The organism is Bradyrhizobium sp. 27S5, assembly GCF_037217225.1.
Taxonomy (GTDB): domain Bacteria; phylum Pseudomonadota; class Alphaproteobacteria; order Rhizobiales; family Xanthobacteraceae; genus Bradyrhizobium; species Bradyrhizobium septentrionale.
Genome location: NZ_CP147714.1, coordinates 7,185,374 through 7,210,160, shown reverse-complemented (window position 1 = coordinate 7,210,160; position 24,787 = coordinate 7,185,374). Strand labels below are relative to the sequence as shown.

At 64.7% G+C, this 24,787-nt stretch carries 25 protein-coding genes and 1 riboswitch; of the genes, 15 read left to right on the top strand and 10 right to left on the bottom strand.

Annotated features, from left to right (window positions below):
- Window positions 1–105: 105 nt before the first annotated feature.
- Window positions 106–606 carry a YbjN domain-containing protein gene (locus tag WDM24_RS33995; RefSeq protein WP_029081955.1) on the bottom strand — a complete coding sequence of 167 codons (501 nt, stop codon included), beginning with the start codon at window positions 604–606 and terminating at the stop codon, window positions 106–108.
- Between the two features lie 444 nt (window positions 607–1,050).
- Window positions 1,051–1,204: riboswitch (FMN riboswitch) on the top strand.
- 78 nt (window positions 1,205–1,282) lie between these two features.
- Here WDM24_RS33995 and WDM24_RS33990 point away from each other — a divergent pair.
- The 10 genes from WDM24_RS33990 to WDM24_RS33945 all read left to right on the top strand — a co-directional run bounded on the left by WDM24_RS33990 (window position 1,283) and on the right by WDM24_RS33945 (window position 11,402).
- On the top strand, window positions 1,283–1,864 hold the full coding sequence (locus tag WDM24_RS33990; RefSeq protein WP_166303600.1) for a 6,7-dimethyl-8-ribityllumazine synthase: 582 nt from the start codon (window positions 1,283–1,285) through the stop codon (window positions 1,862–1,864).
- 96 nt (window positions 1,865–1,960) lie between these two features.
- Window positions 1,961–3,157: an MHYT domain-containing protein gene (locus tag WDM24_RS33985; protein ID WP_338832501.1), complete on the top strand. Its 1,197-nt coding sequence runs from the start codon at window positions 1,961–1,963 to the stop codon at window positions 3,155–3,157.
- A gap of 175 nt (window positions 3,158–3,332) precedes the next feature.
- Entirely contained in the window at window positions 3,333–4,196 is an 864-nt protein-coding gene (locus WDM24_RS33980; protein ID WP_338832500.1) for a xanthine dehydrogenase family protein subunit M, read from the top strand.
- A gap of 11 nt (window positions 4,197–4,207) precedes the next feature.
- Window positions 4,208–4,708, top strand: a complete 501-nt coding sequence (locus WDM24_RS33975; RefSeq protein WP_338828878.1) for a (2Fe-2S)-binding protein — start codon at window positions 4,208–4,210, stop codon at window positions 4,706–4,708.
- Entirely contained in the window at window positions 4,705–7,131 is a 2,427-nt protein-coding gene (locus tag WDM24_RS33970) for an aerobic carbon-monoxide dehydrogenase large subunit (protein ID WP_338828876.1), read from the top strand. Before WDM24_RS33975 ends, WDM24_RS33970 begins: the two co-directional genes overlap by 4 nt.
- On the top strand, window positions 7,128–8,000 hold the full coding sequence (locus WDM24_RS33965; protein ID WP_338691827.1) for a MoxR family ATPase: 873 nt from the start codon (window positions 7,128–7,130) through the stop codon (window positions 7,998–8,000). Before WDM24_RS33970 ends, WDM24_RS33965 begins: the two co-directional genes overlap by 4 nt.
- Window positions 7,997–9,208 carry a VWA domain-containing protein gene (locus WDM24_RS33960; protein WP_338832499.1) on the top strand — a complete coding sequence of 404 codons (1,212 nt, stop codon included), beginning with the start codon at window positions 7,997–7,999 and terminating at the stop codon, window positions 9,206–9,208. Before WDM24_RS33965 ends, WDM24_RS33960 begins: the two co-directional genes overlap by 4 nt.
- A complete protein-coding gene (locus WDM24_RS33955) occupies window positions 9,208–10,044 on the top strand; it encodes an XdhC/CoxI family protein (RefSeq protein ID WP_338828875.1) in 837 nt (278 codons plus the stop codon). The genes WDM24_RS33960 and WDM24_RS33955 overlap by 1 nt, the downstream gene beginning before the upstream one ends.
- An 8-nt stretch (window positions 10,045–10,052) precedes the next feature.
- Window positions 10,053–10,514 (top strand): SRPBCC family protein, encoded by a 462-nt coding sequence (locus WDM24_RS33950; RefSeq protein ID WP_166303616.1) that lies wholly within the window; start codon window positions 10,053–10,055, stop codon window positions 10,512–10,514.
- An 81-nt stretch (window positions 10,515–10,595) separates the two neighbouring features.
- Window positions 10,596–11,402 (top strand): SDR family oxidoreductase, encoded by an 807-nt coding sequence (locus tag WDM24_RS33945; RefSeq protein ID WP_338828874.1) that lies wholly within the window; start codon window positions 10,596–10,598, stop codon window positions 11,400–11,402.
- Between the two features lie 162 nt (window positions 11,403–11,564).
- Here the strand turns inward: WDM24_RS33945 and WDM24_RS33940 are convergent, their stop codons facing one another.
- The 8 genes from WDM24_RS33940 to WDM24_RS33905 all read right to left on the bottom strand — a co-directional run bounded on the left by WDM24_RS33940 (window position 11,565) and on the right by WDM24_RS33905 (window position 18,416).
- Window positions 11,565–12,518, bottom strand: coding sequence for a ribose-phosphate pyrophosphokinase (locus WDM24_RS33940; protein WP_166303623.1), 954 nt, complete (start codon window positions 12,516–12,518; stop codon window positions 11,565–11,567).
- 178 nt (window positions 12,519–12,696) lie between these two features.
- Entirely contained in the window at window positions 12,697–13,305 is a 609-nt protein-coding gene (locus tag WDM24_RS33935; protein ID WP_338828872.1) for a hypothetical protein, read from the bottom strand.
- 102 nt (window positions 13,306–13,407) lie between these two features.
- The gene (locus WDM24_RS33930; protein ID WP_338828871.1) at window positions 13,408–14,340 is read right to left on the bottom strand and encodes a MerR family transcriptional regulator; all 933 of its coding nucleotides are present in this window, start codon (window positions 14,338–14,340) and stop codon (window positions 13,408–13,410) included.
- Window positions 14,341–14,413: 73 nt separating this feature from the next.
- The gene (pgeF, locus tag WDM24_RS33925) at window positions 14,414–15,181 is read right to left on the bottom strand and encodes a peptidoglycan editing factor PgeF (protein ID WP_338828870.1); all 768 of its coding nucleotides are present in this window, start codon (window positions 15,179–15,181) and stop codon (window positions 14,414–14,416) included.
- Window positions 15,178–16,236 carry a class I SAM-dependent methyltransferase gene (locus WDM24_RS33920; protein ID WP_166308222.1) on the bottom strand — a complete coding sequence of 353 codons (1,059 nt, stop codon included), beginning with the start codon at window positions 16,234–16,236 and terminating at the stop codon, window positions 15,178–15,180. The genes pgeF and WDM24_RS33920 overlap by 4 nt, the downstream gene beginning before the upstream one ends.
- Before the next feature lie 83 nt (window positions 16,237–16,319).
- On the bottom strand, window positions 16,320–17,162 hold the full coding sequence (lgt, locus tag WDM24_RS33915; protein ID WP_338828869.1) for a prolipoprotein diacylglyceryl transferase: 843 nt from the start codon (window positions 17,160–17,162) through the stop codon (window positions 16,320–16,322).
- 5 nt (window positions 17,163–17,167) lie between these two features.
- Window positions 17,168–17,668, bottom strand: a complete 501-nt coding sequence (locus WDM24_RS33910; RefSeq protein WP_338828868.1) for a GNAT family N-acetyltransferase — start codon at window positions 17,666–17,668, stop codon at window positions 17,168–17,170.
- Between the two features lie 16 nt (window positions 17,669–17,684).
- Entirely contained in the window at window positions 17,685–18,416 is a 732-nt protein-coding gene (locus tag WDM24_RS33905; protein WP_166303640.1) for a dienelactone hydrolase family protein, read from the bottom strand.
- 177 nt (window positions 18,417–18,593) lie between these two features.
- Here WDM24_RS33905 and WDM24_RS33900 point away from each other — a divergent pair, with 177 nt between their 5' ends.
- The 4 genes from WDM24_RS33900 (at window position 18,594) to ychF (ending at window position 21,775) form a co-directional block, all read left to right on the top strand.
- On the top strand, window positions 18,594–18,857 hold the full coding sequence (locus WDM24_RS33900) for an accessory factor UbiK family protein (RefSeq protein ID WP_029081974.1): 264 nt from the start codon (window positions 18,594–18,596) through the stop codon (window positions 18,855–18,857).
- Window positions 18,858–19,159: 302 nt separating this feature from the next.
- On the top strand, window positions 19,160–19,885 hold the full coding sequence (locus WDM24_RS33895; RefSeq protein WP_338691817.1) for a 50S ribosomal protein L25/general stress protein Ctc: 726 nt from the start codon (window positions 19,160–19,162) through the stop codon (window positions 19,883–19,885).
- A gap of 55 nt (window positions 19,886–19,940) precedes the next feature.
- Window positions 19,941–20,546: an aminoacyl-tRNA hydrolase gene (pth, locus tag WDM24_RS33890; RefSeq protein ID WP_338828867.1), complete on the top strand. Its 606-nt coding sequence runs from the start codon at window positions 19,941–19,943 to the stop codon at window positions 20,544–20,546.
- A 131-nt stretch (window positions 20,547–20,677) separates the two neighbouring features.
- Window positions 20,678–21,775, top strand: a complete 1,098-nt coding sequence (gene ychF / locus WDM24_RS33885; protein WP_166303649.1) for a redox-regulated ATPase YchF — start codon at window positions 20,678–20,680, stop codon at window positions 21,773–21,775.
- A 217-nt stretch (window positions 21,776–21,992) separates the two neighbouring features.
- Here the strand turns inward: ychF and WDM24_RS33880 are convergent, their stop codons facing one another.
- Complete coding sequence (locus WDM24_RS33880) at window positions 21,993–22,268, bottom strand: metal-sensitive transcriptional regulator (RefSeq protein ID WP_029081978.1); 276 nt, start codon at window positions 22,266–22,268, stop codon at window positions 21,993–21,995.
- 65 nt (window positions 22,269–22,333) lie between these two features.
- Here WDM24_RS33880 and WDM24_RS33875 point away from each other — a divergent pair, with 65 nt between their 5' ends.
- Window positions 22,334–24,727: a heavy metal translocating P-type ATPase gene (locus tag WDM24_RS33875; protein WP_338828866.1), complete on the top strand. Its 2,394-nt coding sequence runs from the start codon at window positions 22,334–22,336 to the stop codon at window positions 24,725–24,727.
- Window positions 24,728–24,787 lie beyond the last annotated feature (60 nt).

Here is a 24,787-nt window from a genome sequence, read left to right as displayed (position 1 = left end):
TTGCTTAAGCCCAGGCGCCGCGGAGTATGGGTCCCGGCTCCCCGTGCGCAATCGCGCACTAGGCCGGGACGACAGCGGGTTTATGGAAACGGCGGAGCGAAACCCTTACGCCTCGCCTTCGGTGTCGAACATCGCGGCGGCCATCGCCTCGGCGGTCGACTTGCCGGCCCACACCACGAACTGGAACGCCGGGTAGTAGCGCTCGCAGGCGTGGATCGCGTTGACCACCATGCTCTCGCATTGCGCGGTCGAGGCGGTGAGGCCGCCAGGCAGCACCAGCGCCTGACGGTGCATGACCATGCCGGTGTGGGTCCACAGGTCGAAATGCCCGACCCATAATTGTTCGTTGATCGCGGCAACCAGCCGCTGCACTTCGGCGCGCCGCGCCTGCGGCATCTTCATGTCGAAGGCGCAGGCGAGATGCAGCGCCTCGATCTCTCCCATCCAGGTGAACGAGAGCTGATAATCGATCCAGTCTCCCTTGGAGACGATCGTCACCTCGTCTTCGCCGGAACGCTCGAACGCCCAGTTGTTGTCGGTGGCGATATCTTCGACCACCGCAAGCGGGTTGTTCCGGGAATCGATAATGCTTTCGAGGAGGGACATGCCGTCTCGGACCTTGTTCTTATGATCGCTTGATACGCACACGGAAGCCGGCACCTGCGACATACTGCGTCGTGGCCGAGTGCAGTTCCTTGACCGGGCTTCCGGATGCTCCTGGACCTGACGCCGATGAAGTGATGTGATTTGCGGAATCCGCGCAACCGCACGCCGAGTCCGTCCACAGCCAAAGCGCGCATCGTCCACAGCTGATCTCCGCCACACTTGTGATTTTGCGAACAAATCGGAATCTTGGTGCGCGCGTAACGATTTGTTAACCATTTGCAGGCGCTTCGCCGCACGCGTGAATCAGCCTCCGAGCCCTCGCACCCTCCCTGCAAGAGCCGCATCGTGCTCATGGGGACATGCCGATTCCCCATGCCAAAGGACCTTGCCCGGCTGTCGCGGTTTGGTCATATTTCATCTCAGGCACGTCCATCCCGGGCGTGCCGATGTTCTCAGGGCGGGGTGAAAATCCCCACCGGCGGTAAGGGTGATGAGCCCAAGCCCGCGAGCGCCTCCTTCCGCGAAGCCGGGAGAAGGGTCAGCAGATTCGGTGCAATTCCGAAGCCGACGGTTACAGTCCGGATGAAAGAGAACGGTTGCGGCGGCCAACGCGATTTTCGCGTCGGCTCGTGTCGTTGTCCGTGTGCCCTGATTCTGGTCCTGAAAGAGGAAAGCCATGAATCAGATGTTGCAAGACCAAGACGTTCAAGCTTCTCAAGTCCAAACCTCCGAAGCAGATAGCGCTCCCGATACGCCGGCAATTCCGCCGGCGCCGGAGCATCCGCACTTCGCCAAGCCGCAGCGCGTCGCCTTCGTGCAGTCGTCCTGGCATCGCGATGTGGTGGAAGAGTGCCGCATCTCCTTCCTGAAGGAGATCGAGGCGCGCCACATCACCAATGTCGACGTGTTCGAGGTCCCGGGCTCGTTCGAGATCCCGTTGCACGCGCAGCTCCTGGCGAAGACCCGCCGTTACACCGCGATCGTCGCGGCCGGGCTCGTCGTCGATGGCGGCATCTATCGCCACGAATTCGTCGCCGACACCGTGATCAAGGCGCTGATGGACGTGCAGCTGCGCACGGAGGTGCCGGTGTTCTCGGCGGTGCTGACGCCGCAGCAATTCCACGAGACCGAGGTGCATTACGACTTCTTCCGCAAGCACTTCGTGATCAAGGGGATCGAGGTCGCGGAAGCCTGCGCCAACACGCTGCTCAGCCTGGAGCGTCTGCGCGGCCAGGTCGCGGCGGGGATCCCCGGCTAGGCCTTCCAATCGTCTGATTGTCATTCCCACCGCCGCCTCTATAAAGTCGGCGGTGGGAGGAGGCCTCGCCGTGACGACGGCTTGGCCGAGACGATCATGTTCGAAGGACACGATCCTTATCTCGTCGCGCTCTCGGTGGTGATCGCGATTCTGGGAGGTTACACCGGTTTCGGCCTGGCCGCGCGGATCCGCGGCGGACCGGATTCCAGTCATCGCTTGTTGCTCGCGGGTGCAGCATTCTTTCTCGCGGTCGGCATCTGGACGATGCATTTCGTTGGTATGCTGGCCGCACCATTGCCGGTGGGCACTGGCTATCTGGTGTTGCCGACCATTATCTCCTTTCTGATCTGTGCACTGGTGGTCGGCATATCGCTGTTCTTCGTCAGCGTCGGCGAGCCGTCGATGCTCCGCGTTGTTTCATCGGCCGTGTTGCTCGGGCTTGGCATTGCCAGCATGCACTATGTCGGGATGCACGGGCTGTCCGGCGACTTCGCGATGGCGCACGCTCCGGGACTGGTTGTGCTCTCGATCGCGATCGCGATCGCCGCGGCCTATGGCGGGTTACGCGCATTCCTGGCGCGGCACGGGGGCGTCCAGTTGATGTTGAGTGCGGTGGCCTTCGGCTTTGCCGTCTCCGGGATGCACTACACGGCAATGGCCGGCATGCAAATAGCTCCATCTGGCGGCGAGGCTCATCACCACATGGATGGATTGGCGGCGTCGTCGCAGATGCTGTCGCTGGTCGTGACGTTGCTGTGCTTCGTTATTGCCGCAGGCTTCCTGCTGTCGTTGGTGCCTGATCCGCGGAAAACGGCCGTGGCAATTGCCGGCGCCGCCGGGGGAAGCTCCGATTCAGCCGAACTGGCGGGTGCCGCCACTGTTCAGGCCGATCCGCCGCTTCGGCCGACCCCCCTGGGTGGAATTGGCCAGCCGCCCCGCGCCCCGCCGGCACCTCGGCTGCCTCTAGAAGGGGCGGACGGCACCCATTTCATCGATGCCGCAGACGTTCGCAGCGTGAGGGCGGATGCCCACTACACCAAGGTGCATGACGGGACCCGGGAGCGGATGTGTCCCTGGTCGATTTCGGAGGCCGAAGCGCTGCTCGATCCCCGCCTGTTTCTGCGTGTGCACCGCAGCTACATCGTGTCGATTCCGCATGTCACTCTGGTTCGGAAGGAGGGCGATGGCGCGGTCATTGAACTGGACGGTCCGTCGCCACATCGCGTTCCGGTGAGCCGAGCCAAGATCGCTGAGGTGAAGGCCCGACTCGGGCTCGCCCGCCGCACCGCCTGAACGCCTCCCGGGCCCGATGGGACGCAGGCGCTGACGCATTTCGTGCGTATCGGGCGGCATTTCGTGCGAATTTTGCGTGCCCGTGCCGCATTTGTTGCGGGCGAATCCGCGCCCAGCCAGCCTCCCTCCAACGTCCGCCGGACCCTAAGGGCCGCAGCACGACATGGAGGAAATGATGATTCCCGGCTCGTTCAGCTATCACCGCCCGGCGACGCTGGCTGACGCGGTGAAACTGCTTTCGACACTTGGCGATGAGGTTCGTCCGCTGGCTGGTGGCCACAGCCTGGTTCCGATGATGAAGCTGCGGCTGGCTGCCCCCGAGCACCTGGTCGACCTGCATGACATCGCCGACCTGAAAGGCGTTCGTCGCGAAGGCAGCAAGGTCCTGATTGGGGCCATGACCACCCAGCACGACTTGCTTACCTCCGTCGAGATCGCCCAATCCATCCCCATTCTGCATGAAGCCGCGCTTCTGATCGCTGATCCTCAGGTCCGGTACCGTGGCACCGTGGGCGGTAATGTCGCCAATGGCGACCCGGGCAACGACATGCCGGCGCTGATGATGACGCTTGGCGCGACCTATCATCTTGAGGGGCCGCATGGCGGTCGTGAGGTTGCAGCCGCCGATTACTATCAAGGCGCCTATTTCACAGCGATCGAGCCAGGCGAACTTCTGGCCTCGATCTCCATCCCGGTCCCCCCCGCGAGTCACGGCTACGCCTACGAGAAGCTGAAGCGGAAGGTCGGGGACTACGCCACCGCTGCCGCGGCGGTGGTGCTCACGATGTCCAGCGGCAAGGTTGCGACCTGCACGATCGGACTGACCAATCTTTCGGAAACGCCGCTACTGGCCGATGCCGCCGCCCAGGTGGTGATCGGCACCAGCCTCGACTCAGCCACGCTCAGGAAGGCTGCGGCCGCGGCGGAGGCAATCATGGCGCCAGCCGCGGATGCGCGGGGGCCCGTCGAATACCGCAAGCACGTTGGCGGCATCATGGTGATGCGAGCGCTGCAGCGCGCCGCCGCCAATGCGGCCTGAGGAGGGACCAGATGGCAAAGACGCATATCACGATGCAGGTGAACGGCGCCGAGGTCGAAGGCCTCGTCGAACCACGTACTCTGCTGGTGCACTTCATCCGCGAGAACCTGCTGATGACCGGCACCCATATTGGCTGCGAGACCACGCATTGCGGCGCGTGCACGGTTGATATCGATGGCATGTCGGTGAAGTCCTGCACCATGTTCGCGATACAGGCCAACGGCTCCGAGATCACCACGATCGAAGGCATGGCGAACCCCGACGGTTCGCTCTCGGCGCTGCAGGAGGGCTTCCGCATGATGCACGGTCTGCAATGCGGTTTCTGCACGCCGGGCATGATCATGCGCGCGCATCGGCTTCTGAAGGAGAATCCGTCGCCGACCGAGCAGGAGATCCGGATGGGTATCTCCGGCAATCTCTGCCGCTGCACCGGCTACCAGAACATCGTCAAAGCCATTCAATACGCCGCAGCCAAGATCAACGGCGTGGAATTCCGGGAGGCCGCAGAATGAATGATATGACTCCCACGCGGGAACAACGCAGCGCTGCGCTCGAAGGTATGGGTTGCAAGCGCAAGCGGGTCGAAGACATCCGCTTTACGCAGGGCAAAGGCAATTACGTCGACGACGTGAAGCTGCCGGGCATGCTGCATGGCGATTTCGTGCGTTCGCCGCATCCGCATGCGCGCGTCAAGTCGATCGACGATTCCGAGGCGTTGAAGGTGCCGGGCGTGCTCGCGGTCATCACCGCCGAGACGCTGAAGACGGTGAATCTTGCCTGGATGCCGACCTTGGCAGGCGATGTGCAGATGGTGCTGGCCGACGGCAAGGTGCTGTTCCAGAACCAGGAGGTGGCATTCGTCGTCGCGACGGACCGCTACGCCGCCGATGACGGTGTCAACAAGGTCAAGGTCGAGTACGAACCACTGCCGCCGCTGATCGATCCTTTCAAGGCAATGGACGCAGATGCACCGGTGCTGCGCGAAGATCTCGCCGGCAAGACCACCGGCGCCCACGGCCCGCGCAAGCACCACAATCACATTTTCGAGTGGACCGTCGGCGACAAGGACCTGACGGATGCCGCCTTCAAGAAGGCCGAGGTGACGATCAAAGAGATGATCTCCTACCATCGCACCCATCCGTCGCCACTCGAGACTTGCCAGTGCGTCTGTTCCTTCGACAAGATCAAGGGTGAACTGACGATCTGGGGCACCTTCCAGGCGCCGCATGTGATCCGCACCGTCGTGGCGTTGATCGCAAAAATTCCCGAGCAGAAGATCCACGTCATCGCGCCTGACATCGGCGGCGGCTTCGGCAACAAGGTCGGGGCCTATCCGGGCTATATCTGCGCCGCGGTCGCTTCCATCGTCACCGGCAAGCCCGTGAAATGGGTTGAAGATCGCATTGAGAACCTCACCGCGACGTCGTTCGCGCGCGACTATCACATGACGACGGAAATCGCCGCGACCAAGGAGGGCAAGGTTACGGGGTTGCGTGTCCATGTGCTGGCCGATCACGGCGCATTCGACGCCTGTGCCGATCCGTCGAAATGGCCGGCCGGATTCTTCAACATCGTCACCGGGTCGTATGACTTCCCGACCGCGCATCTCGCGGTTGACGGCATCTACACCAACAAGGCCCCGGGCGGAGTTGCTTACCGCTGCTCATTCCGTGTCACCGAGGCGGCATACTGCATCGAACGCGCGATGGATATTCTCGCACAGAAGCTGGGGATGGATCCGGCCGAACTTCGATTGAAGAATTTCATCAAGCCGGAGCAATTCCCTTATCACTCCGCGCTCGGCTGGGAATATGACTCCGGCGATTACCACACCGCGATGCGCAAGATGATGGAGTCGGTCGACTACGCCGGCTTGCGCAAGCAGCAAGCGGAGCAGCGCGCGGCGTTCAAGCGCGGCGAGACCCGCGAGATCATGGGTCTCGGCGTCTCCTTCTTCACCGAGATCGTTGGCGCCGGCCCATCGAAGAACTGCGATATCCTCGGAATTGCGATGTTCGACTCGTGCGAGATACGCATGCATCCGACAGGTGCAGGCATCGCCCGGGTGGGCACCAAGAGCCAGGGCCAGGGGCACGAGACGACCTGGGCACAGATCATCGCCACCGAGATCGGTATCCCCGCCGACAACATCATGGTGGAGGAAGGCAACACGGATACCGCGCCTTACGGCCTCGGCACTTACGGCTCGCGATCGACGCCGGTCGCTGGCGCCGCGATCGCGATGGCCGCGCGAAAGATCAGGGCCAAGGCGCAGATGATCGCGGCCTACAAGCTTGAGGTCCACGAGGACGATCTCGAATGGGACATCGATGGCTTCCGCGTCAAGGGCCTGCCCGAGAAAGTCATGTCGATGAAGGATATCTGCTGGGCCGCGTACAATTCGGTGCCGCCCGGCATGGAGCCGGGGCTGGAGGCGGTCAGCTACTATGATCCGCCAAACATGACCTATCCGTTCGGCGCCTATATCTGCGTGATGACGATCGATGTCGACACCGGCGTGTACAAGGTCAAGCGCTTCTATGCGCTCGATGATTGCGGCACGCGGATCAACCCGATGATCATCGAGGGCCAGGTGCATGGCGGCCTCACCGAGGCATTTGCGATCGCGATGGGACAGGAGATCCGCTACGACGCCGAAGGCAATGTCGTGACCGGCTCGTTCATGGATTTCTTCATGCCAACCGCGGTGGAGACGCCGCATTGGGAGACGGATTTTACGGTCACTCCGTCACCGCATCACCCGATCGGCGCAAAGGGTGTCGGTGAAAGCCCGAATGTCGGCGGCGTGCCCGCGTTCTCGAACGCGGTCAACGACGCATTCTCGTTTCTTGGCTCGACCCACATCCAGATGCCGCATGATTTCTGGCGGAACTGGCTGGCGGCGAAGAACCTCGGCGTGTTCGCTGTACCATGAAGACCCGTGACGAGATCGCGCGCGCACTCGGCGACGCCGGCTATATCGCCGACGGCGAGCTCGCGATTGCGATCGCGCTGATGCAACAATTGCGGCGTCCGCTTCTGCTGGAAGGCGAGGCGGGCGTCGGCAAGACCGAGGTCGCCAAGGCGTTGGCCGCCGTTCACGTTACCGAATTGATTCGCCTGCAGTGCTATGAGGGGCTCGACCAGTCCGCGGCGCTCTATGAATGGAACTACCAACGGCAATTGCTGTCGATCCAGGCGCACCGCGGCGCCGATGCGGATGCGGTCGAGGACCAGATATTTTCCGAGAAGTATCTCCTCGAGCGGCCATTGCTCGCTGCGATTCGCCGAGAGAGATCGCCGGTTCTGCTGATCGACGAGATCGATCGCGCCGACGATGAGTTCGAGGCATTTCTGCTTGAGTTGTTGTCCGATTTCCAGGTCACGATACCCGAACTCGGCACGATCAGGGCGACTGCAATTCCTCATGTCGTGCTGACGTCGAACGGTACGCGGGAGCTCTCGGATGCGCTGCGTCGCCGTTGTCTCTATCACTATGTTGACTATCCCGACGTCGACCGGGAAGCGCGCATCATCACGACGCGGCTCGAAGGCACCAGCGCCTCGCTGGCGCTGCAGATCGCGCGCATGGTCGAGTGCATCCGGAAAGAGGAATTGCGAAAGGTGCCCGGGGTCGCCGAGACCCTCGATTGGGCCGCTGCATTGGTCGGGCTCGAGGTGAAGGATCTGCACGATGCGCCCGAGACCGTGCACGAAACCCTGATGTGCCTGCTCAAGACGCAGGAAGACAAGGCGCGGGTCTCGCGCGAGGTCACGCAACGTTTGCTGGGAAGGGTCGCATGAGTTGCTGCGGCGCACCGCCCGATCTTGACGACATCAACGAGGTGTCCCGTCTCGTGTCCCGCAAGCTCGCGGCGTTTCTGCGGACCCTGCGGGATGGCGGCTTCGCCGTCGGTCTTGCCGAGGGCCAGGACGCCGCCGCCCTGATGGCTGCGGGCTACGCAGCACGGCCGGGCCTGCTGCGTTCGGCACTCAAGCATCTGTTTTCGACGCGCAAGGCCGATTGGGACAGGTTCGACGGAATTTTTGATGCTTTCTGGCTCGGCAAGCGGGTGCGGTCGCGTTCGATCACGACGGGCGCCGCGAAACCCGCGAACAATCCGTCGCTGAAAAGTCTGCCCAACCAATCGGCCGAGCCCCGAGCCGGTGCCGACACGGCGATCGATCAGATTCCCTCGGTTGATGGGGTCGAAAATGAACGCTCGGGCGATGGGCGCATGGAAGGCGCGTCGCGCGCGGACAATCTCGCCGAGGTGGATTTCCGCAATCTGGCCGATCCGCAGCAGGTTGAGCTGGCCCATCTCGCTGCGGCGCAGCTGGCGCGCGTCATGCGCACGCGGCTGACGCGGCGCGATCTGGCGCGTCGCCGGGGCTATCGTCTGGATCTACGTCGCACGATTCACGGCAACATCAGTCACGGCGGCGTGCCGCTCAGTCTGGTGAGACGCCAGCGCAAGCCGAAGCCGTTACGCCTGGTGGTCCTGCTCGACGCCTCCGGCTCGATGAGCATGTACACGGGCGTTTTCCTCCGCTTCATCCATGGCGTGCTCGACGAATTTCGTGAGGCCGAGGCGTTCCTGTTTCACACGAGGCTGGCTCACGTCTCGGACGCGATGAAGGAGAGAGATGCCGGCCGCGCCCTCGACCGGCTCTCAATCATGGCGCAGGGAGCGGGTGGCGGCACCAAGATCGGTGAGTGTCTGCAGACATTCAATCGTTGGCACGCGGCGCGCGTGGTTCATTCGCGCACCTGTGTGATGATCGTTTCCGATGGTTACGAGACGGGTGACGCTGCATTGCTCGGCCGCGAGATGGCGGCGCTTGGCCGGCGTTGCCGCCGTATCGCCTGGCTCAACCCGATGATGGGATGGCAAGGTTACGCGCCGGAGGCGCGCGGCATCAAGGCGGCGCTGCCGCATGTCGATCTCTATGCGCCGGCCAACACGCTTGCGAGCTTGACGGCGCTCGAGCCCTATCTGGCGAGGCTTTGATGGGCGTGCATGTCGAGATCATGGATCTGGTCGCGCAGCTGAAGGCCGCGGAGCAGTCGTTCGTATTGGCGACCGTCGTTCGGACGGTCTCGGTGACCGCGGCCAAGGCGGGGGCGAAGGCGATCATCCGTCCGGACGGCACGATCGTGGCGGGCTGGATCGGAGGAGGGTGTGCCAGAGGAGCAGTCCTGAAGGCGGCGCGCGAGGCGTTGATCGATGGCGAGCCGCGCATGGTCTCGGTGCAGCCGGAGAATTTGCTCGCCGAACTCGGCGTGAAGGCTGGCGAGAGCAGAGACGGCGTGCGCTTCGCCTCGAATATGTGCCCGAGCAAGGGGACGATGGACATTTTCGTGGAGCCGGTCTTGCCGCATCCCTCGCTGGTCATCCTCGGCGCAAGTCCGGTCGCGCTGTCGCTTGCCGCCCAAGCGCGCCAACTCGGCTATCACGTGACGCTTGCCGCACCCGCGTCCGACCTCATTGTCCCGCCGGATGCTGATGTGATCTTCGACGGTTTCGAACCCAAAGATCTCCATCAGGCTCGTCGCTTCGTCGTGGTCTCGACCCAGGGCAGGGGTGACGAGATCGCGCTGAAGATGGCGGTCGCGATCGACGCCGCCTATCACGCCTTCGTCGGCAGCAAACGCAAGATGGCGGCGTTACGCAACAAGTTGATTGCCGACGGTCTTGAGGCTGCCGTGATCGATCGCGTGAAGGCGCCGGCCGGGCTCGATCTCGGTGCCATCACGCCGGAGGAAATCGCGATGTCGATCCTCGCCGAAATCACCATTGAACGCCGCCGTGGCCAGCGTTCCACCGGTTCCATCGCAGGGAGGTAAGCGGCAACATGCAGATGAACGACAGCCAGCGTATCCCGGCCTCAAAAGAAAAGGTGTGGGCCGCGCTTAACGATTCCGAGATTCTGCGGCGGTGCATTCCCGGCTGCCAGTTGCTCGAAATGGCCTCACCTACCGAAATGACCGCTACCGTCGTGCTCAAGGTGGGGCCGGTGAAAGCGACCTTCGGCGGTAAGGTGACGCTATCCGATCTCGATCCGCCGAACAGCTATCGCATCTCCGGCGAAGGTTCTGGCGGCATCGCCGGCTTCGCCAAGGGGGGCGCGATCGTCACGCTGACGTCGGAAGGGCCAGACCTGACCGTTCTGGCTTACGCGGTTGACGCGCAAATCGGCGGCAAGCTGGCGCAGCTTGGCGGTCGGTTGATCGATTCCACCGCGAGGAAGCTTGCTGGCGAGTTCTTCAAATCCTTTGGTGAGGTCGTTGGCGGGGCGGCGGCGGTCAGCGTCTGAGCGCGCACAGGGGTCTTGGTCCGATCGCATCTTGGGTTAAGCTGTCCGGTAACAAACTCACTGGATGGGAGTGATCGGACCATGACCAAGGAAGGCTCCTCCGACTGGCTCGGCCTGTCGGGACGCGTTGCCGTCGTCACCGGCGGAGGCGGCGGCATCGGCCGCGCCACTGCGGTCAGCTTCGCGCGCGCCGGCGCCAGGGTCGCAGCCCTCGATCGCGACGAGCGCGGGCTTGCCGAGACCAAGGCAAAGCTTGGCGAGTTCGGCGATGGTCACCTCGTCGCGAGCTGCGACACCACTAGCGCGGAGAGCGTTGCGGCGGCCGCTGGCGCCGTCGAGCGCACGCTTGGGGCTTGTGACATCCTCGTCAACACCGCGGCGGTGCTGCGCCCGGGCGGGCTCGATACCCTCTCACTCGTCGAATGGAACGCGGTGCTCGCGGTCAATCTCACCGGCTATTTCATCTGCGCGCAGGCGTTCGGCGGCCAGATGCGTAAAGCGCGCGGCGGCAGCCTCATCCACGTCGCCTCGATCGCCGCCAGCAATGCGCAGGGGCAGAGCGGCGCCTACAGCGTCAGCAAGGCCGGTGTCGTGATGCTGTCGCAGCAGCTCGCTGCCGAATGGGGGCCGCACGGCATCCGCAGCAATGTGGTCAGCCCGGGCCTCGTCGTGACGCCGATGAGCCAGGCCTTCTACGATACGCCTGGGGTCACCGAGCGGCGCACCGCCGTGGTGCCGATGCGCCGGATCGGCGCGCCGCAGGACATGGCGGACGCGATCCTGTTCCTGGCGAGCGACCGCTCGTCCTACGTCAATGGTGAGGAGATCATCGTGGATGGCGGCTATGCGCGGACGCTGATGAGCCACGTGCCGCGGCCGGGGTTTTAGCGGGTTGAGTGCCACAAACTCAGTGTCGTCCCGGCGAAGGCCGGGACCCATAACCACAGGATTACGTTGTGAGCGCCGGCGGCGGCCCCAATCTTCGCAGCAACAGTCATCGGTGGTTATGGGTCCCGGCTCAAGGCCGGGACGACAGTGAGCGTAGGTCCGCTAATCGAACAGGCTGGAGACCGACTCTTCCGCCGCGGTACGGCCGATCGCTTCGGCGATCAGGCCGGCGACCGAGATCTGGCGGATGTTCGGTGCCTTGTTGACGGCCTCGGTTGGCAGGATCGAGTCGGTGATGACCAGCTCCTTCAGCCGCGACGAGGCGATGCGCGCTGCGGCGCCGCCCGACAGCACGCCGTGGGTGATGTAGGCCGAGACCTCCTTGGCGCCGTGGGCGATCAGCGCCTCGGCCGCGTTCACCAGCGTGCCGCCGGAATCGACGATGTCGTCGACCAGGATGCAATTGTAGCCGGCGACGTCGCCGATCACGTTCATCACTTCGGATTCACCGGGGCGCTCGCGGCGCTTGTCGACGATCGCGAGCGGGGTGTTGATGCGCTTGGCGAGGCCACGCGCGCGCGCCACGCCGCCGACGTCCGGCGACACCACCATCACCTTGGCGAGGTCGAACTTTTCTCTGATATCGCGCACCATCAGCGGCGCCGCGAACAGATTGTCGACCGGGATGTCGAAGAAGCCCTGGATCTGGCCGGCGTGCAGATCGAGCGTCATGACGCGATCGACGCCGGCGTGCGCGATCAGATTGGCGACGAGCTTGGCCGAGATCGGCGTCCGTGAGCCGGACCTGCGATCCTGCCTGGCGTAGCCGAAATAGGGCACCACCGCGGTGATGCGGCGCGCCGAGGAACGGCGCAGCGCATCGGTGATGATCAAAAGCTCCATCAAATTGTCGTTCGCCGGATACGACGTCGACTGCAGGATGAACATGTCCGAGCCGCGGACGTTCTCCTGGATCTCGACGAAGATCTCCATGTCGGCGAAGCGCCGGACCACGGCCTTGGTCAGTTCGATGCCAAGGCCCTTGGCGATGTCCTGCGCCAGCGCAGGATTGGAGTTGCCGGCGACGAGCTTGATTGATCCGTTCTTTGCCGACATCGATGCTTCCCCCCGCGCCTTGCTGGATACGACGTTCAGCATCTCAAGTCCTTACAGAACCGGCGGGTTTTCGGTGCGCGAGGGAATATCAGGGAGGCGGCTTGGCTGGCAACCCATTAGCCCGCTTTCGCCGCCGTTTTCCTGGGCAAAAACGCCTGTCTCCGGGACATAACGGGGTCTAATTGGCGGAATAGCCGAGCGCCACGGTCTCGGGCACGGCGGGGGCCGGGGCGCTCGCGACGGTCGGCCCGCGGAGCTCCGGGGCCGAGGCGGGCGCCGGGCCGCCATTGATCATGCTGGACAGGCCGCTGAACCCGGCCTGGGCGATCCTGCGCAGCACCAGATCGTCGGCGGTGGCCCAGGCGTCGCGGCCAGCCTTGCCTGCGGGCTCCTCGCCGGAGAGGCGGAGGGCACGTTGCTGATTGCTGTCATAGACGTCCCACACCCACGCGATCATGGTGCGGCCGCGCACCACCTGTGCCGACAGATAGCTCCGCACGCGGTAGGCCGCGGCGCCCTGGCGCGACACGACCGACAGGCTGCGCAGCTTGGATTCGCTGTCGAGCACGCCGACCATGCGGTCGAACACTTGGGGCGGCGGGCCGTCGATCGATTCGAACGCAACGGTCGCGCCGCTGCTTGCCGGTGCGGCCATGGCGTAGGAATCGGCCACATTGCCGCCGGCCGCGCATCCACCAAGTGCGCAGGCGACCGCTAGCCACGTGACGGCGAGCGCGGCGCGCACGGCTGTCCCAGTTTGAAACTGGTGGTTTGACGCTTCCCTCATTGCGTCCTGCGATATCGTTAAAATGGCTTAACGTCTAGGGCAGGACGGCCACAGCCCTTAACCGATCCGGCGGCTGCGCCACGAGGTTTCGGATTTCCTTGCTCAGTCAGAGAGATGGTGCCGCATGGCTGCGGTGATCCAGGCCCATTCCCGGTTCGGGCTGGCGTCCGGCGACTGCCCGCGCATGATGGCGACGAGCTCCCAGTAACGGGCCGCGCGGTCGTCGTGCAGCGCATATTTGCCGCGGATCCAGTTGCGGAATTCCAGATCGGGCTCGCGCTTCAGCAATCGCGCCGACGTCTCGAGCCAGTCGCGCGCCAGCACCTGGCCCGCCTCCGACGTCGGTCCGAGGTCGCGCGCGATGATCTCTTTGGCCCTCGCCAGCACGGTCTCGTTGGCCTGTTGCCAGGCGGTGAGATCCAGCACGCGGTGATTCCAGACGTCCTCCGCGTTGGCGCGGATGTTGGCGACAAGGGAGGGATCATTGAGCATCTCCGAAAGCTCGATCCAGGCGTCGCATTGCGCGGGCGTCGGCTCATCGGGCAATTCGGGCACGCTGGTTTCGATCATCTGCCGGACCCAATTCCGGTCGATGTTGATGCCGTCGGACACTTTCTCGAAAAAGCGTTCGACGACGTTGCGGCGCTCGGCGCGGGACAGCTGGGTCATGGTCAGGTATCTCCTCAAGTCTGCTTCGGTGAGTTGCGGTGAACGCAACGCAGCCCGCAGGGCCGAGGCGACGCGGCGCTGTGCCGCGATCTCCGCTTCCAGCGTCTCGAGGCGGAGCTTGAGCGCCTCGACCAGCGAGAGCTCCTTGGTCAGGACCTCACGAATGGCGTCGAGACCGAGCCCCGCATCACGCAGGCAGCGGATCAGGTCGAGGCGAACCAGTTCGTCGTCGGTGAAGACGCGATAGCCGCTCGCGGTGCGGCCGGCCGGCGGCAGCAATCCCTGGTCCGAATAGAAGCGGAGCTTGCGGACACTGATGCCGCTGAGCCGCGCCGCCTCGCCGATGCTGTAGGTGCGTTGTGTCATGCGCCGCTTGTCCGGTCTCCAGCAGGTGGAGAGTCAAGACGTTATCGCACAGCGACGGCTAAAAATGCTCGTCTCAGCGTTCCAGCGCGATGGCGTGAACGTGCCGGCCGTAATCGGCTTCCTTGCGGTGCACGGAGCGGCGGTAGCTGAAGCAGCGTTCGTCGGAATAGGTGTCGATGCCGAGATCGTCGATCATCAGCACGCCGGCATTCTCCAGCCGCATCCGGATGAAGCCGGCGAGATCGAACATCGCGTGTCCGTCGCGCTCGCCGGGCAGGAAGAACACGCCGTTCTCGGCATCGGCCTCAATGAAGCGCTCGACGAATTCGTTGCCGACCTCGTAGGACTCCTTGCGGATCATCGGCCCGATCGCCGCGACGATGCCGCCGCGCTCGGCGCCGAGCCTCTCCATCGCATCGATGGTCGATTCCAGGATGCCGGTCAGCGCGCCCTTCCAACCGGCATGCGCAGCGCCGATCACCCGCGCGTTGGGATCGACGAACAGGATCGGGCCGCAGTCGGCGGTGGTGACCGATATCGCAAGCCCTTCGGTGCGTGTGACGAGCGCGTCCGCCTTCGGGCGCGGCGCGCCATTCCACGGGCGGTCCACGACGACGACGTCGGGCGAGTGGACCTGATGCACGCTGATCAGGTGATCCAGCGGCACGCCGAGTTGCGCGGCCATCCGCCGCCGGTTCTCCGCAACCCTGGCCGGATCGTCGTTGGAGCCGAGCCCGCCGTTGAGGGCGGCATAGATGCCCTCCGAGACGCCGCCCTCGCGCGAGAAGAAGGCGTGGCGCAGGCCCGGAATGGCCGACAGCAGCGATGATCCCAATGTCATTGTTCGGTCTCGTCAGGCTGATCGCTCAGTCCGGCGATCGAGGTGAGGCGCGGGTCGGAGATGGCCATCGTCTTGAACATCGAGCCCATCCCGCCGCGCCCGGAATCGGTCAGGCGCTTCAGCGCACCGGCGATGTCGGCGGACATTTCGGGGCTTGCCTTCGCCATCAATCCGGCGGCGCGGGCCTCGACGCCGAGGCGCTTGAGGAAGTCACCCTGCGTCGCCGGCCCGTGGACGCGCGCGCCGACATCCTCGGCGGCCCGCGCCAGGGCCTGGAAATCGACATGCGCCGTGATGTCGGCCTGTCCCGGGTTCTTCAGCGGGTCGGCGAAGCTATGGCGCGCGATCGCCTGGAAGGTGTCGCCGGCGTCGCTGCGCAGATGGCCGTAATCGATGATCAGCGCGGCGCCGTCCTGGTCACGCACCCGCGTTGCGAGCTTCATGATCTCGTTGTCGGGCCGCCATTCGAACACCGCGCCGAGCGGGGCGGCGCGCACCAGCGGCGGCAGCAGCACCTCGAAGTGCGGCGTGGGCTCGGGAGCGGGAGCGAAATACAGGCTGCCATTGGCATCCATCCCGACCGTGCGCTCGTGCCAGCCGGTCTCGCGGCGGACCATCTGGTGGATCGGCAGCACGTCGAAATATTCGTTGGCGAGGATCACCGCCGGCCCCTCGGGCACGTCGTCGATGCTGTCGTGCCAGGTGATGTTGCGCACGCCCGTCAGGGTCTCGTACTGCTTCTCCCGCAGCACCGGATTGACCTCGACGAGGTGGATGCTGAGCGACTGGTAGAGCGGCGGCACCACGCGAAGCGCCCGAAGCGCGTCGGCCATCATGGTGCCGCGGCCGGGCCCGAGCTCGATCAGGCGCAGCGTCTCCGGCGAGCCGATCGCGCGCCAGATCGAGGCGCTCCACAGCCCGAGCAGTTCGCCGAACATCTGGCTGACCTCGGGCGCCGTGGTGAAATCGCCCTCGCGGCCGAGCGGATCGCGCGACAAATAGTAGCCGTACTGCGGATGCATCAGGCACAATTCCATGTAGCGCCAGACCGGCATCGGCCCGGACAATTTGATCAGCTTCCTGATCTCGTCCAGCAACGGGGAGGGTTCGCTCACGGCGTTCCTTGGATTGAACTTGCTTAGGTTGCAGTCGGGGCCGGTCCGTTCGCCTTGCGACGGACGGAGGCCCTGATGATGATGACGCCTACAATAATCATTGGCACCGACAGCAGCATACCCATGGTTAATCCGCCCCACAGGAATCCGAGCTGCGGGTCGGGCTCCCTGAAGTGCTCGCCGATGATGCGGGCAATGCCATAGATCGTGATGAAGCTGCCGAGGATCAGGCCGGGCCGCTTCAGCGCCCCCGTCCGGATCATGATGGCCAGCGCCACGAACAGCACGATGCCCTCAAGCCCGGCCTCGTAGAGCTGGCTCGGATGCCGCGGCAGCGGTCCGCCATTAGGGAAGATCATGGCCCAGGGCAGGCTCGCCTCGGCGTGACGGCCCCACAATTCGCTGTTGATGAAATTGGCGAGCCGGCCGAGGAACAGCCCGATCGGCGCCACCGCGGTGGTGATGTCGCCGAGCGACAGGATCGAAATGTTGTTGCGGCGGGCAAACAGCATCACCGCGGCGACGCAGCCGAGGAAGCCGCCGTGGAACGACATGCCGCCCTTCCACAATTCGAGGATCTCACCCGGATGCGCCATGAAGAAGGGCAGGTTGTAGAACAGCACATAGCCGGTGCGGCCGCCGACGATGATGCCGATCGTGACCCAGAGGATGAAATCGTCGAGCTGCGGCAGCGTGATCGGCGCCGGGCCGCCCCACAGCCGCTCTTTCTTGATCAGTGAGCGGGCATAGACCCAGCCCAGCACGATGCCGACGATATAGGCGAGCGCATACCAGCGGATCACGATCGGCCCGAGCGAGAGCGCCACGGGGTTGAACACCGGAAAGTCGATCAGCAGGAACGGCATTTGGATCAGAGCGCTTTCGTGTAGACGGCGTAGGGCACGCCGTGAATGGGCGGGGCGTCATGCAGCTTGCTGAACCCCATCCTGAGATACATCGGCAGGGCGACCGTCATGATGGGGCTCGTGTGAAGCGCGATGGTCTGGCACCGGTCGCGCCGCGCTCTGGCAAAGCATTCCGACGTCAACGCATGCCCGAGTCCTTTCCTCCTGTCGACTGCGTCGACGGGGTCGACGACCAGCATGCGAATGATCGGCCATGCCTGATCGAAGAATGCGGCCTTTTTGACGCCGGGCCCAAAATAGCCCACCGCGCCGGCAAGCCGGTCACCAAGGTCGGCGACGATGATCTCGCCGCCGGAACTCAGCTCGGAGGTTTTTGACAGGCCGGTGCGCATCGCCGGCCAGTCGTGGAAGGCATCGCGGAATTGGTCGAAGGCTGTAACCGCAAGCCGGTTCACCTCGTCAGCATCGGAGCTTCGATAATCTCGAATTCGTACGCTGTCGGCCATCCGCGTGGTTCAGGCCTCAAACCAGATTGCGGCGATAGAGCGCGAGCAGCCGCTCCCAATGGCGTTCGGCGGCGTCGCGGTCATAGACCGGGCGCTTGGGGAAGGCGAAGCCGTGATGGGTGCCGGGATAAATCTCGACCTCGTTGGTCGAGCCCTTCATGCCAGCTTTCACCTGCTCGATGATCTCCGCCGGCGCGTAGATGTCGGTCTCGGCGCAGGCGAAATAGAGCTCGGCCCTGGTCTTCTGCGCGGCGAGATGCGGGCTGTCGGGCTGGTCGGTTGCCAGATGCGTGCCGTAGACCGAGGCGGCGGCCTTGACCCTGTCGGGAAAATGCGTCGCCGCGTTGACGGCGTAACGGCCGCTCATGCAATAGCCGACCGTGCCGATGATCTTGGTGTTGGCGGCCTTCTGCGTCTCGGCATAGGCGAGCAGGCCCCTGGTGTCTTCCATGACAAGCGGAATGTTGAGCGAGTGCATCAGCTCGAACATGCGCTTGCGCTCGGGCGATTCCGGATCGGGATTGATCGGGCCGAGCTCCATCACGCCGGCGCGGTAATACATGTTGGGCAGCATCACATAATAGCCTGACGTGCCGAGCCGCCGCGCCATGTCGCGCAGCTCCTCGCGGATCGCCGGCGCATCCATGTAGAAGATGACGACAGGGAAGGGGCCGCCGCGCTCCGGATGGGTGATGAAGGTGGTGGTCTTGCCGTCCTTGGTCTCGATCTCGACGGTATGCTCGATCATGGCGTTCCTGCTCGCGTTATGTGTGCGATTTCTGTTGTGAGTTCATACGATTGCAAGGAAACCGGAGCATGACAAGGCAAGCTGCCGCAAGGTCTGCCATTCGCGGCGGACTTGAACCGGATGGCGGGGATCGCCATTGTCTTCTGGCAATCCAGTGAACGCGGAGAGTTTTGCGAGATGACCCAGACCAGCAACCGGTTTTTCGATGAGATCGGCCGTCTGATGAACGATGCCGCCGGCGCCGCGCAGGGCGTCAAGCGCGAGGTCGACACCGTCATGCGCAACCAGGCCGAACGCATCCTGCGCGACCTCGACGTGGTCAAGCGCGAGGAATTCGACGCGGTCAAGGACATGGCCCGCCTGGCGCGCGAGGAGAACGAGGCGCTGAAGGCCCGGATCGCGGTGCTGGAAGCCAAGCTCGGGGTAGGCGGCGCAAGCTGATCTTGCTCCGATCGTCATGGCCGGGCTTGACCCGGCCATCCATCCTCCTACGAGAGAGTCCTCTTTTTGATGGATGCCCGGGTCATCTAGCGCGGAGACGCGCCTCGCGCTTCTGCCCGGGCATGACAGATTGGGGGCGCAGCTAGGCCCGCAGAAAAATCCCTTCATTTCCTTGTCATTTCGGCCCTTTGGGGCTAAAAGCCCGCCACGTCCGCGGCCCCCGCACCCCTGGAGGCTTGCTGTGGACCTGAGCATGGGCCGCGCTGCGGCCTTTAACTTTTTAAATACAAGGACTTAACGCTATGGCGACCGTCAAGGAATTGAAGGCGACCGCGCGTCCGAAGAGCGGCAAGGGGGCCGCCCGGGCAGAGCGTCGCGCCGGGAGAGTTCCCGGAGTGATCTACGGAGACAACCAACCCCCCGTCACCATCTCGGTCGACGATCGTGAACTGCGCCAGCGCATCCTGGCGGGCCGGTTCCTGACCACGATCTATGACATCGACCTCGAGGGCAAGAAGCACCGCGTGATTCCGCGCGACTTCCACCTCGATCCGGTGAAGGACTTCCCGCTCCATGTCGACTTCATGCGGCTCGGCGAAGGTGCCACCATCCGCGTCAGCGTGCCGCTGCACATCGTGAACGGCGAAAGCTCGCCGGGCGTCAAGCGCGGTGGCACCGTCAACATCGTCACCCACACGCTCGACCTCGAGTGCTCGGTCGACAACATCCCGCAATATATCGAGGCCGATGTCGGCGCGCTCGAGATCAGCTACTCGCTGCATCTCTCCGAGGTCAAGCTGCCCGCGGGCGTGAAGTCGCTGACCCGCGAGGACGCAACGCTGGTCACCATCGTGCCGCCGTCCGGCTACGCCGAAGAGCAGAAGGCCGCGGCTGCGGCGGCTGCAGGTGGCGCTGCGGCTCCGGCCGCGGGTGCTGCTCCGGCCGCTGCGGCGGCTCCGGCTGCAGGTGCTGCGGCCCCGGCCGCGGGTGCCAAGGCTCCCGCCGGCGGTGGCGACAAGAAGAAGTAATCGATCAGGTCGGCGCGCAATCATCTGACGGCGCGCCGACGCGGGATGCCGCGCCATGCGCCTTTTTGTCGGTCTCGGTAATCCCGGCGCGAAATACGCCAGCAACCGGCACAATATCGGCTTCCTGGCGGTCGACGAGATTGCACGGCGTCATGGTTTCGCACCATGGCGCCGTCGCTTTCAGGGCGAGACCTCCGAAGGCGTGGTCGACCGTGAGAAGGTCGTTCTGCTGAAGCCGACCACCTACATGAACGAGTCCGGGCGCGCGGTGCAGGAAGCGGCGAACTTCTTCAAGCTTGCCCCCTCCGACATCACCGTGTTCCAGGACGAACTCGAACTGCCGCCCGGCAAGGTGCGCGTCAAGATCGGCGGCGGGATCGCCGGCCATAACGGGCTGCGCTCGATCTCGGCGCATATCGGCAACGAATATCGGCGCGTGCGGATCGGGATCGGTCATCCCGGCGTCAAGGAGCTCGTGCACAGCCACGTGCTGTCGGACTTCGCCAAGAGCGACCGGGCGTGGGTGGAGGCCTTGTGCCAGGCCATCGCCGACAATGCCGGCCTGCTGGCGACGGGGCACGACGCGTCGTTCGCCAACAAGGTGCATCTGACGATGCAGGCCAAGGGATTTTTCGACACCAAGGACGAGGGCACGAAGTAGACCCTCGTCGTCGCCGGGCTTGACCCGGCGATCCATTTTCCGAGTGGGATGGATACGCGGGTCAAGCCCGCGTATGACGACCTCAGTCAATTCAACCGCGCAGCGTGAGCGCGCGAGAGATCGGGACGAACATGGGATTCAAATGCGGGATCGTCGGGCTGCCTAACGTCGGCAAGTCGACGCTGTTCAATGCGCTGACCGAGACGGCGGCCGCCCAGGCGGCGAACTATCCGTTCTGCACCATCGAGCCGAATGTCGGCGAGGTGGCGGTGCCCGATCCGCGGCTGGAGAAGCTGTCGGCGATCGCCAAGTCCGCGCAGATCATCCCGACCCGGCTGACCTTCGTCGATATCGCGGGCCTGGTGCGCGGCGCGTCGCAGGGCGAAGGCCTCGGCAACCAGTTCCTCGCCAACATCCGCGAAGTCGACGCCATCGCCCATGTGGTGCGCTGCTTCGAGGATTCCGACATCACCCATGTCGAAGGCAAGATCGCGCCGCTCGCCGATATCGAGACCATCGAGACCGAGCTGATGCTGTCCGACCTCGACAGCCTCGAGAAGCGCGTCGACAACCTGTCGAAGAAGGCCAAGGGCAACGACAAGGAAGCCAAGGAGCAGCTCGAGCTCGTCAACCGCGCGCTGGTGCTGCTGCGCGACGGCAAGCCGGCGCGCGGGCTGGAGCGCAAGCCGGAGGAGGAGCGTGCGTTCCGCATGCTCGGGCTCCTGACCTCGAAGCCGGTGCTCTATGTCTGCAACGTCGAGGAAGGCTCGGCGAAGGACGGCAACAATTTCTCGAAGGCGGTGTTCGAACGCGCCAAGGAGGAGGGCGCGGTCGCGGTCGTGATCTCGGCCAAGATCGAATCCGAGATCGCGACGCTGTCGCGCGAGGAGCGTGTCGACTTCCTGGAGACGCTCGGCCTCGAAGAGGCCGGGCTCGATCGGCTGATCCGGGCCGGCTACCAGCTGCTCGACCTCATCACCTATTTCACCGTCGGCCCGAAGGAAGCGCGTGCCTGGACCATCGACCGCGGCACCAAGGCGCCGGCCGCCGCCGGCGTGATCCATACCGATTTCGAGAAGGGCTTTATCCGCGCCGAGACCATCGCGTACGCGGATTACATCGCCGGCAACGGCGAAGCCGGTGCGCGCGATGCCGGCAAGCTGCGGCTTGAAGGCAAGGACTACGTCGTCGCCGACGGCGACGTCATGCATTTCCGCTTCAACACCTGAGCTTGATCTTTCCCACGTCGTCCCGGGCAAGCGAAGCGCGACCCGGGACCCATAACCACCGGCCGTGGTTATGAAGCACGCTGGGGCCCCACCTCGCACAAACAACCACTCCCTGTGGTTATGGGGCCCGGCTTTCGCCGGGACGACACGGAATGTGAGGCGCCGCTCTCGACTCCGTCGGAAGCGGCGAGGTTAGCGCCCGTAGAACGGCTGCGCGCTAACGGTCCGCGCGGCCGATCACGTCCATCAGCTCGGTGATCTTGCGCCGCTGGTCGGCCTTGTCGCCGGACGAGATCGCATGCTCCACGCAATGCGCCACATGATCGCGCAGGACCTCCTCCTCGACGCGGCGCAACGCCGCGCGCGCGGCGGCGATCTGCGTCACCACGTCGATGCAATAGCGGTCGTCCTCGACCATGGCGGCCAACCCGCGGATCTGACCCTCGATCCGTTTGAGCCGTTTTAAACAGGATGTCTTGACCTCTTCTCTCATAGGTCTCATATACCCCCATAGGGTATATTAATCAAGAGGCCGGGATACCGGCCGGGAAGAGTCTCGTGGCACACGCAGAGCACGACCATTCGCACGCGGATCATCACCATCATGGCGCGGCCGCGCATGCCTGCTGCGGCGGCAAGCATGATCACGACGCCGCGCCGGCCGAGACGGCGTTCGCGATCGATCCGGTGTGCGGCATGAAGGTCAACCCGGCGACCGCCAAGCACCGCTTCAGCTACAAGGGTGAGGAGTATCTGTTCTGCAGCGGCCGCTGCCGCGAGCGCTTCGAGGCCGAGCCGGAGAAATTCCTGAAGCCGCGCGAGCCGGAGCCGCCGGCGCCCGCGGGCACGATCTACACCTGCCCGATGCATCCCGAGGTACGTCAGGTCGGCCCCGGCTCCTGCCCGATCTGCGGCATGGCGCTCGAGCCCGAGCAAATCTCGCTCGACGACGGGCCGGATCCCGAATTGATCGACATGGTCCGGCGGTTCTGGATCGCGCTGGCGCTGACGCTGCCCGTGTTCGTGCTCGAGATGGGCGGCCATCTCGGGCTGGGGCATCTGGTGCCGCAGGACTGGTCGAACTGGATCTCCTTCGTGCTCGCGACGCCGGTCGTGCTGTGGGCCGGCGCGCCGTTCTTCGTGCGCGGCTGGCAGTCGCTGGTCACGCGCAATCTCAACATGTTCACGTTGATCGCGATGGGTGTTGGTGTCGCCTATGTCTACAGCGTGGTCGCCACGCTGGCGCCGCAGCTGTTCCCGCCGGCCTTCCGCGGCATGCACGGCGCGGTCGCGGTGTATTTCGAGGCGGCGGCCGTGATCACGGTGCTGGTGCTGCTCGGCCAGGTGCTGGAATTGCGCGCCCGCGCCCAGACCTCGGGCGCGATCCGCGCGCTGCTCGGCCTTGCGCCCAAGACGGCGCGGCGCATCACGGATCACGGTGACGAGGACATCGACATCGATGCGATCAAGGTCGGCGATCGGCTGCGCGTGCGCCCGGGCGAGAAGGTTCCGGTGGACGGCGTCGTCATCGAGGGCAACGCGGTGATCGACGAATCCATGGTGACGGGTGAATCGATGCCGGTCACGAAGGCCGAGGGCGAGAGCGTGATCGGCGGCACCGTCAACCAGAGCGGCGGCCTCGTGATGCGTGCCGAGAAGATCGGCCGCGATACCATGCTGTCGCGCATCGTCGACATGGTGGCGAAGGCGCAGCGCTCGCGCGCGCCGATCCAGCGGCTCGCCGATCGTGTCGCCGGCTGGTTCGTGCCGGCGGTGATCGCCACAGCCGTGCTCGCCTTCATCGCCTGGACGGTGTTCGGTCCGGAGCCGCGCCTGACCTTTGCGCTGGTTGCTGCCGTGACCGTGCTGATCATCGCCTGCCCCTGCGCGCTCGGGTTGGCAACGCCGATGTCGATCATGGTCGGCGTCGGCCGTGGCGCGCATTCCGGCATCCTGATCCGCGACGCACAGGCACTCGAACGGATGGAGGCGGTCGACACGCTGGTCATCGACAAGACCGGCACGCTGACCGAGGGCAAGCCGAAGGTCGTGCGCATCATTGCCGCCGAAGGATTCGACGAGAACGATCTGCTGCGCCTTGCCGCCAGCGTCGAGCAGGGCAGCGAGCATCCGCTCGCGCAGGCGATCATCTCGGCGGCGAAGGAGCGCAGGCTGGCTTCCGCCACCGTGAGCAACTTCGCCTCGCCCTCCGGCAAGGGCGCGACCGGCACCGTCGAGGGCAGGCAGGTTGCACTCGGCAACGCCGTACTGATGGGCGACCTGAAGATCGCGACGGCAGCGCTGGACCAGGCGGCCGAGGCCGCGCGCCGGGACGGCGCCACTGCGATCTATGTCGCGGTCGATGGCCGCATCGCCGGGGCGATCGCGATTGCCGATCCGGTCAAGGCGTCGGCAGCCAACGCGCTGCAGGCGCTGCGCGCCGAGGGCCTGCGCATCGTGATGCTGACCGGCGACAATGAGACCACCGCGCGCGCGGTGGCGAAGACGCTTGGCATCGACGAAATCGAGGCCGGCGTCCTGCCCGAGCGCAAGAGCGAGGTCGTGCAGCGGCTGCGCGGCGAGGGCCGTGTCGTCGCGATGGCCGGCGACGGCGTCAACGACGCGCCGGCGCTGGCCGCCGCCGATGTCGGCATCGCGATGGGTGGCGGCACCGATGTCGCGATCGAGAGCGCCGGCATCACGCTCTTGACCGGAGACCTGATGGGCCTCGTCCGCGCGCGGCGATTGTCGGTCGCCACCATGCGCAATATCCGCCAGAATTTGGCGTTTGCCTTCGTCTACAACGCCGCCGGCGTACCGATCGCGGCCGGCGTGCTGTATCCGCTGTTCGGCATCCTGCTGTCGCCGATCGTCGCCGCAGCAGCAATGGCGCTGTCCTCGGTCAGCGTGATCGGCAACGCGCTGAGGCTCGCGAGGGTGAAGCTGGATTAAACTGACGAGATCGGTAGATGGGGTAACGGGCCGGCCGCCCGCTCGCTACGGCGCGATTTG

Excerpts from the sequence above, each read along its gene's own strand:
- WDM24_RS33990 (WP_166303600.1), top strand. The coding sequence starts at position 1,283 with ATGAATCAGATGTTGCAAGACCAAGACGTTCAAGCTTCTCAAGTCCAA.
- WDM24_RS33910 (WP_338828868.1), bottom strand. The coding sequence starts at position 17,668 with ATGGCCGACAGCGTACGAATTCGAGATTATCGAAGCTCCGATGCTGAC.
- WDM24_RS33955 (WP_338828875.1), top strand. The coding sequence starts at position 9,208 with ATGGGCGTGCATGTCGAGATCATGGATCTGGTCGCGCAGCTGAAGGCC.
- WDM24_RS33880 (WP_029081978.1), bottom strand. The coding sequence starts at position 22,268 with ATGAGAGAAGAGGTCAAGACATCCTGTTTAAAACGGCTCAAACGGATC.
- pth (WP_338828867.1), top strand. The coding sequence starts at position 19,941 with ATGCGCCTTTTTGTCGGTCTCGGTAATCCCGGCGCGAAATACGCCAGC.
- WDM24_RS33905 (WP_166303640.1), bottom strand. The coding sequence starts at position 18,416 with ATGATCGAGCATACCGTCGAGATCGAGACCAAGGACGGCAAGACCACC.
- WDM24_RS33900 (WP_029081974.1), top strand. The coding sequence starts at position 18,594 with ATGACCCAGACCAGCAACCGGTTTTTCGATGAGATCGGCCGTCTGATG.
- WDM24_RS33970 (WP_338828876.1), top strand. The coding sequence starts at position 4,705 with ATGAATGATATGACTCCCACGCGGGAACAACGCAGCGCTGCGCTCGAA.
- WDM24_RS33995 (WP_029081955.1), bottom strand. The coding sequence starts at position 606 with ATGTCCCTCCTCGAAAGCATTATCGATTCCCGGAACAACCCGCTTGCG.
- lgt (WP_338828869.1), bottom strand. The coding sequence starts at position 17,162 with ATGCCGTTCCTGCTGATCGACTTTCCGGTGTTCAACCCCGTGGCGCTC.
- WDM24_RS33935 (WP_338828872.1), bottom strand. The coding sequence starts at position 13,305 with ATGAGGGAAGCGTCAAACCACCAGTTTCAAACTGGGACAGCCGTGCGC.
- WDM24_RS33960 (WP_338832499.1), top strand. The coding sequence starts at position 7,997 with ATGAGTTGCTGCGGCGCACCGCCCGATCTTGACGACATCAACGAGGTG.
- WDM24_RS33950 (WP_166303616.1), top strand. The coding sequence starts at position 10,053 with ATGCAGATGAACGACAGCCAGCGTATCCCGGCCTCAAAAGAAAAGGTG.
- WDM24_RS33940 (WP_166303623.1), bottom strand. The coding sequence starts at position 12,518 with ATGTCGGCAAAGAACGGATCAATCAAGCTCGTCGCCGGCAACTCCAAT.
- WDM24_RS33965 (WP_338691827.1), top strand. The coding sequence starts at position 7,128 with ATGAAGACCCGTGACGAGATCGCGCGCGCACTCGGCGACGCCGGCTAT.
- WDM24_RS33920 (WP_166308222.1), bottom strand. The coding sequence starts at position 16,236 with ATGCCGGTCTGGCGCTACATGGAATTGTGCCTGATGCATCCGCAGTAC.
- WDM24_RS33945 (WP_338828874.1), top strand. The coding sequence starts at position 10,596 with ATGACCAAGGAAGGCTCCTCCGACTGGCTCGGCCTGTCGGGACGCGTT.
- WDM24_RS33930 (WP_338828871.1), bottom strand. The coding sequence starts at position 14,340 with ATGACACAACGCACCTACAGCATCGGCGAGGCGGCGCGGCTCAGCGGC.
- pgeF (WP_338828870.1), bottom strand. The coding sequence starts at position 15,181 with ATGACATTGGGATCATCGCTGCTGTCGGCCATTCCGGGCCTGCGCCAC.
- WDM24_RS33980 (WP_338832500.1), top strand. The coding sequence starts at position 3,333 with ATGATTCCCGGCTCGTTCAGCTATCACCGCCCGGCGACGCTGGCTGAC.
- WDM24_RS33985 (WP_338832501.1), top strand. The coding sequence starts at position 1,961 with ATGTTCGAAGGACACGATCCTTATCTCGTCGCGCTCTCGGTGGTGATC.
- ychF (WP_166303649.1), top strand. The coding sequence starts at position 20,678 with ATGGGATTCAAATGCGGGATCGTCGGGCTGCCTAACGTCGGCAAGTCG.
- WDM24_RS33975 (WP_338828878.1), top strand. The coding sequence starts at position 4,208 with ATGGCAAAGACGCATATCACGATGCAGGTGAACGGCGCCGAGGTCGAA.
- WDM24_RS33895 (WP_338691817.1), top strand. The coding sequence starts at position 19,160 with ATGGCGACCGTCAAGGAATTGAAGGCGACCGCGCGTCCGAAGAGCGGC.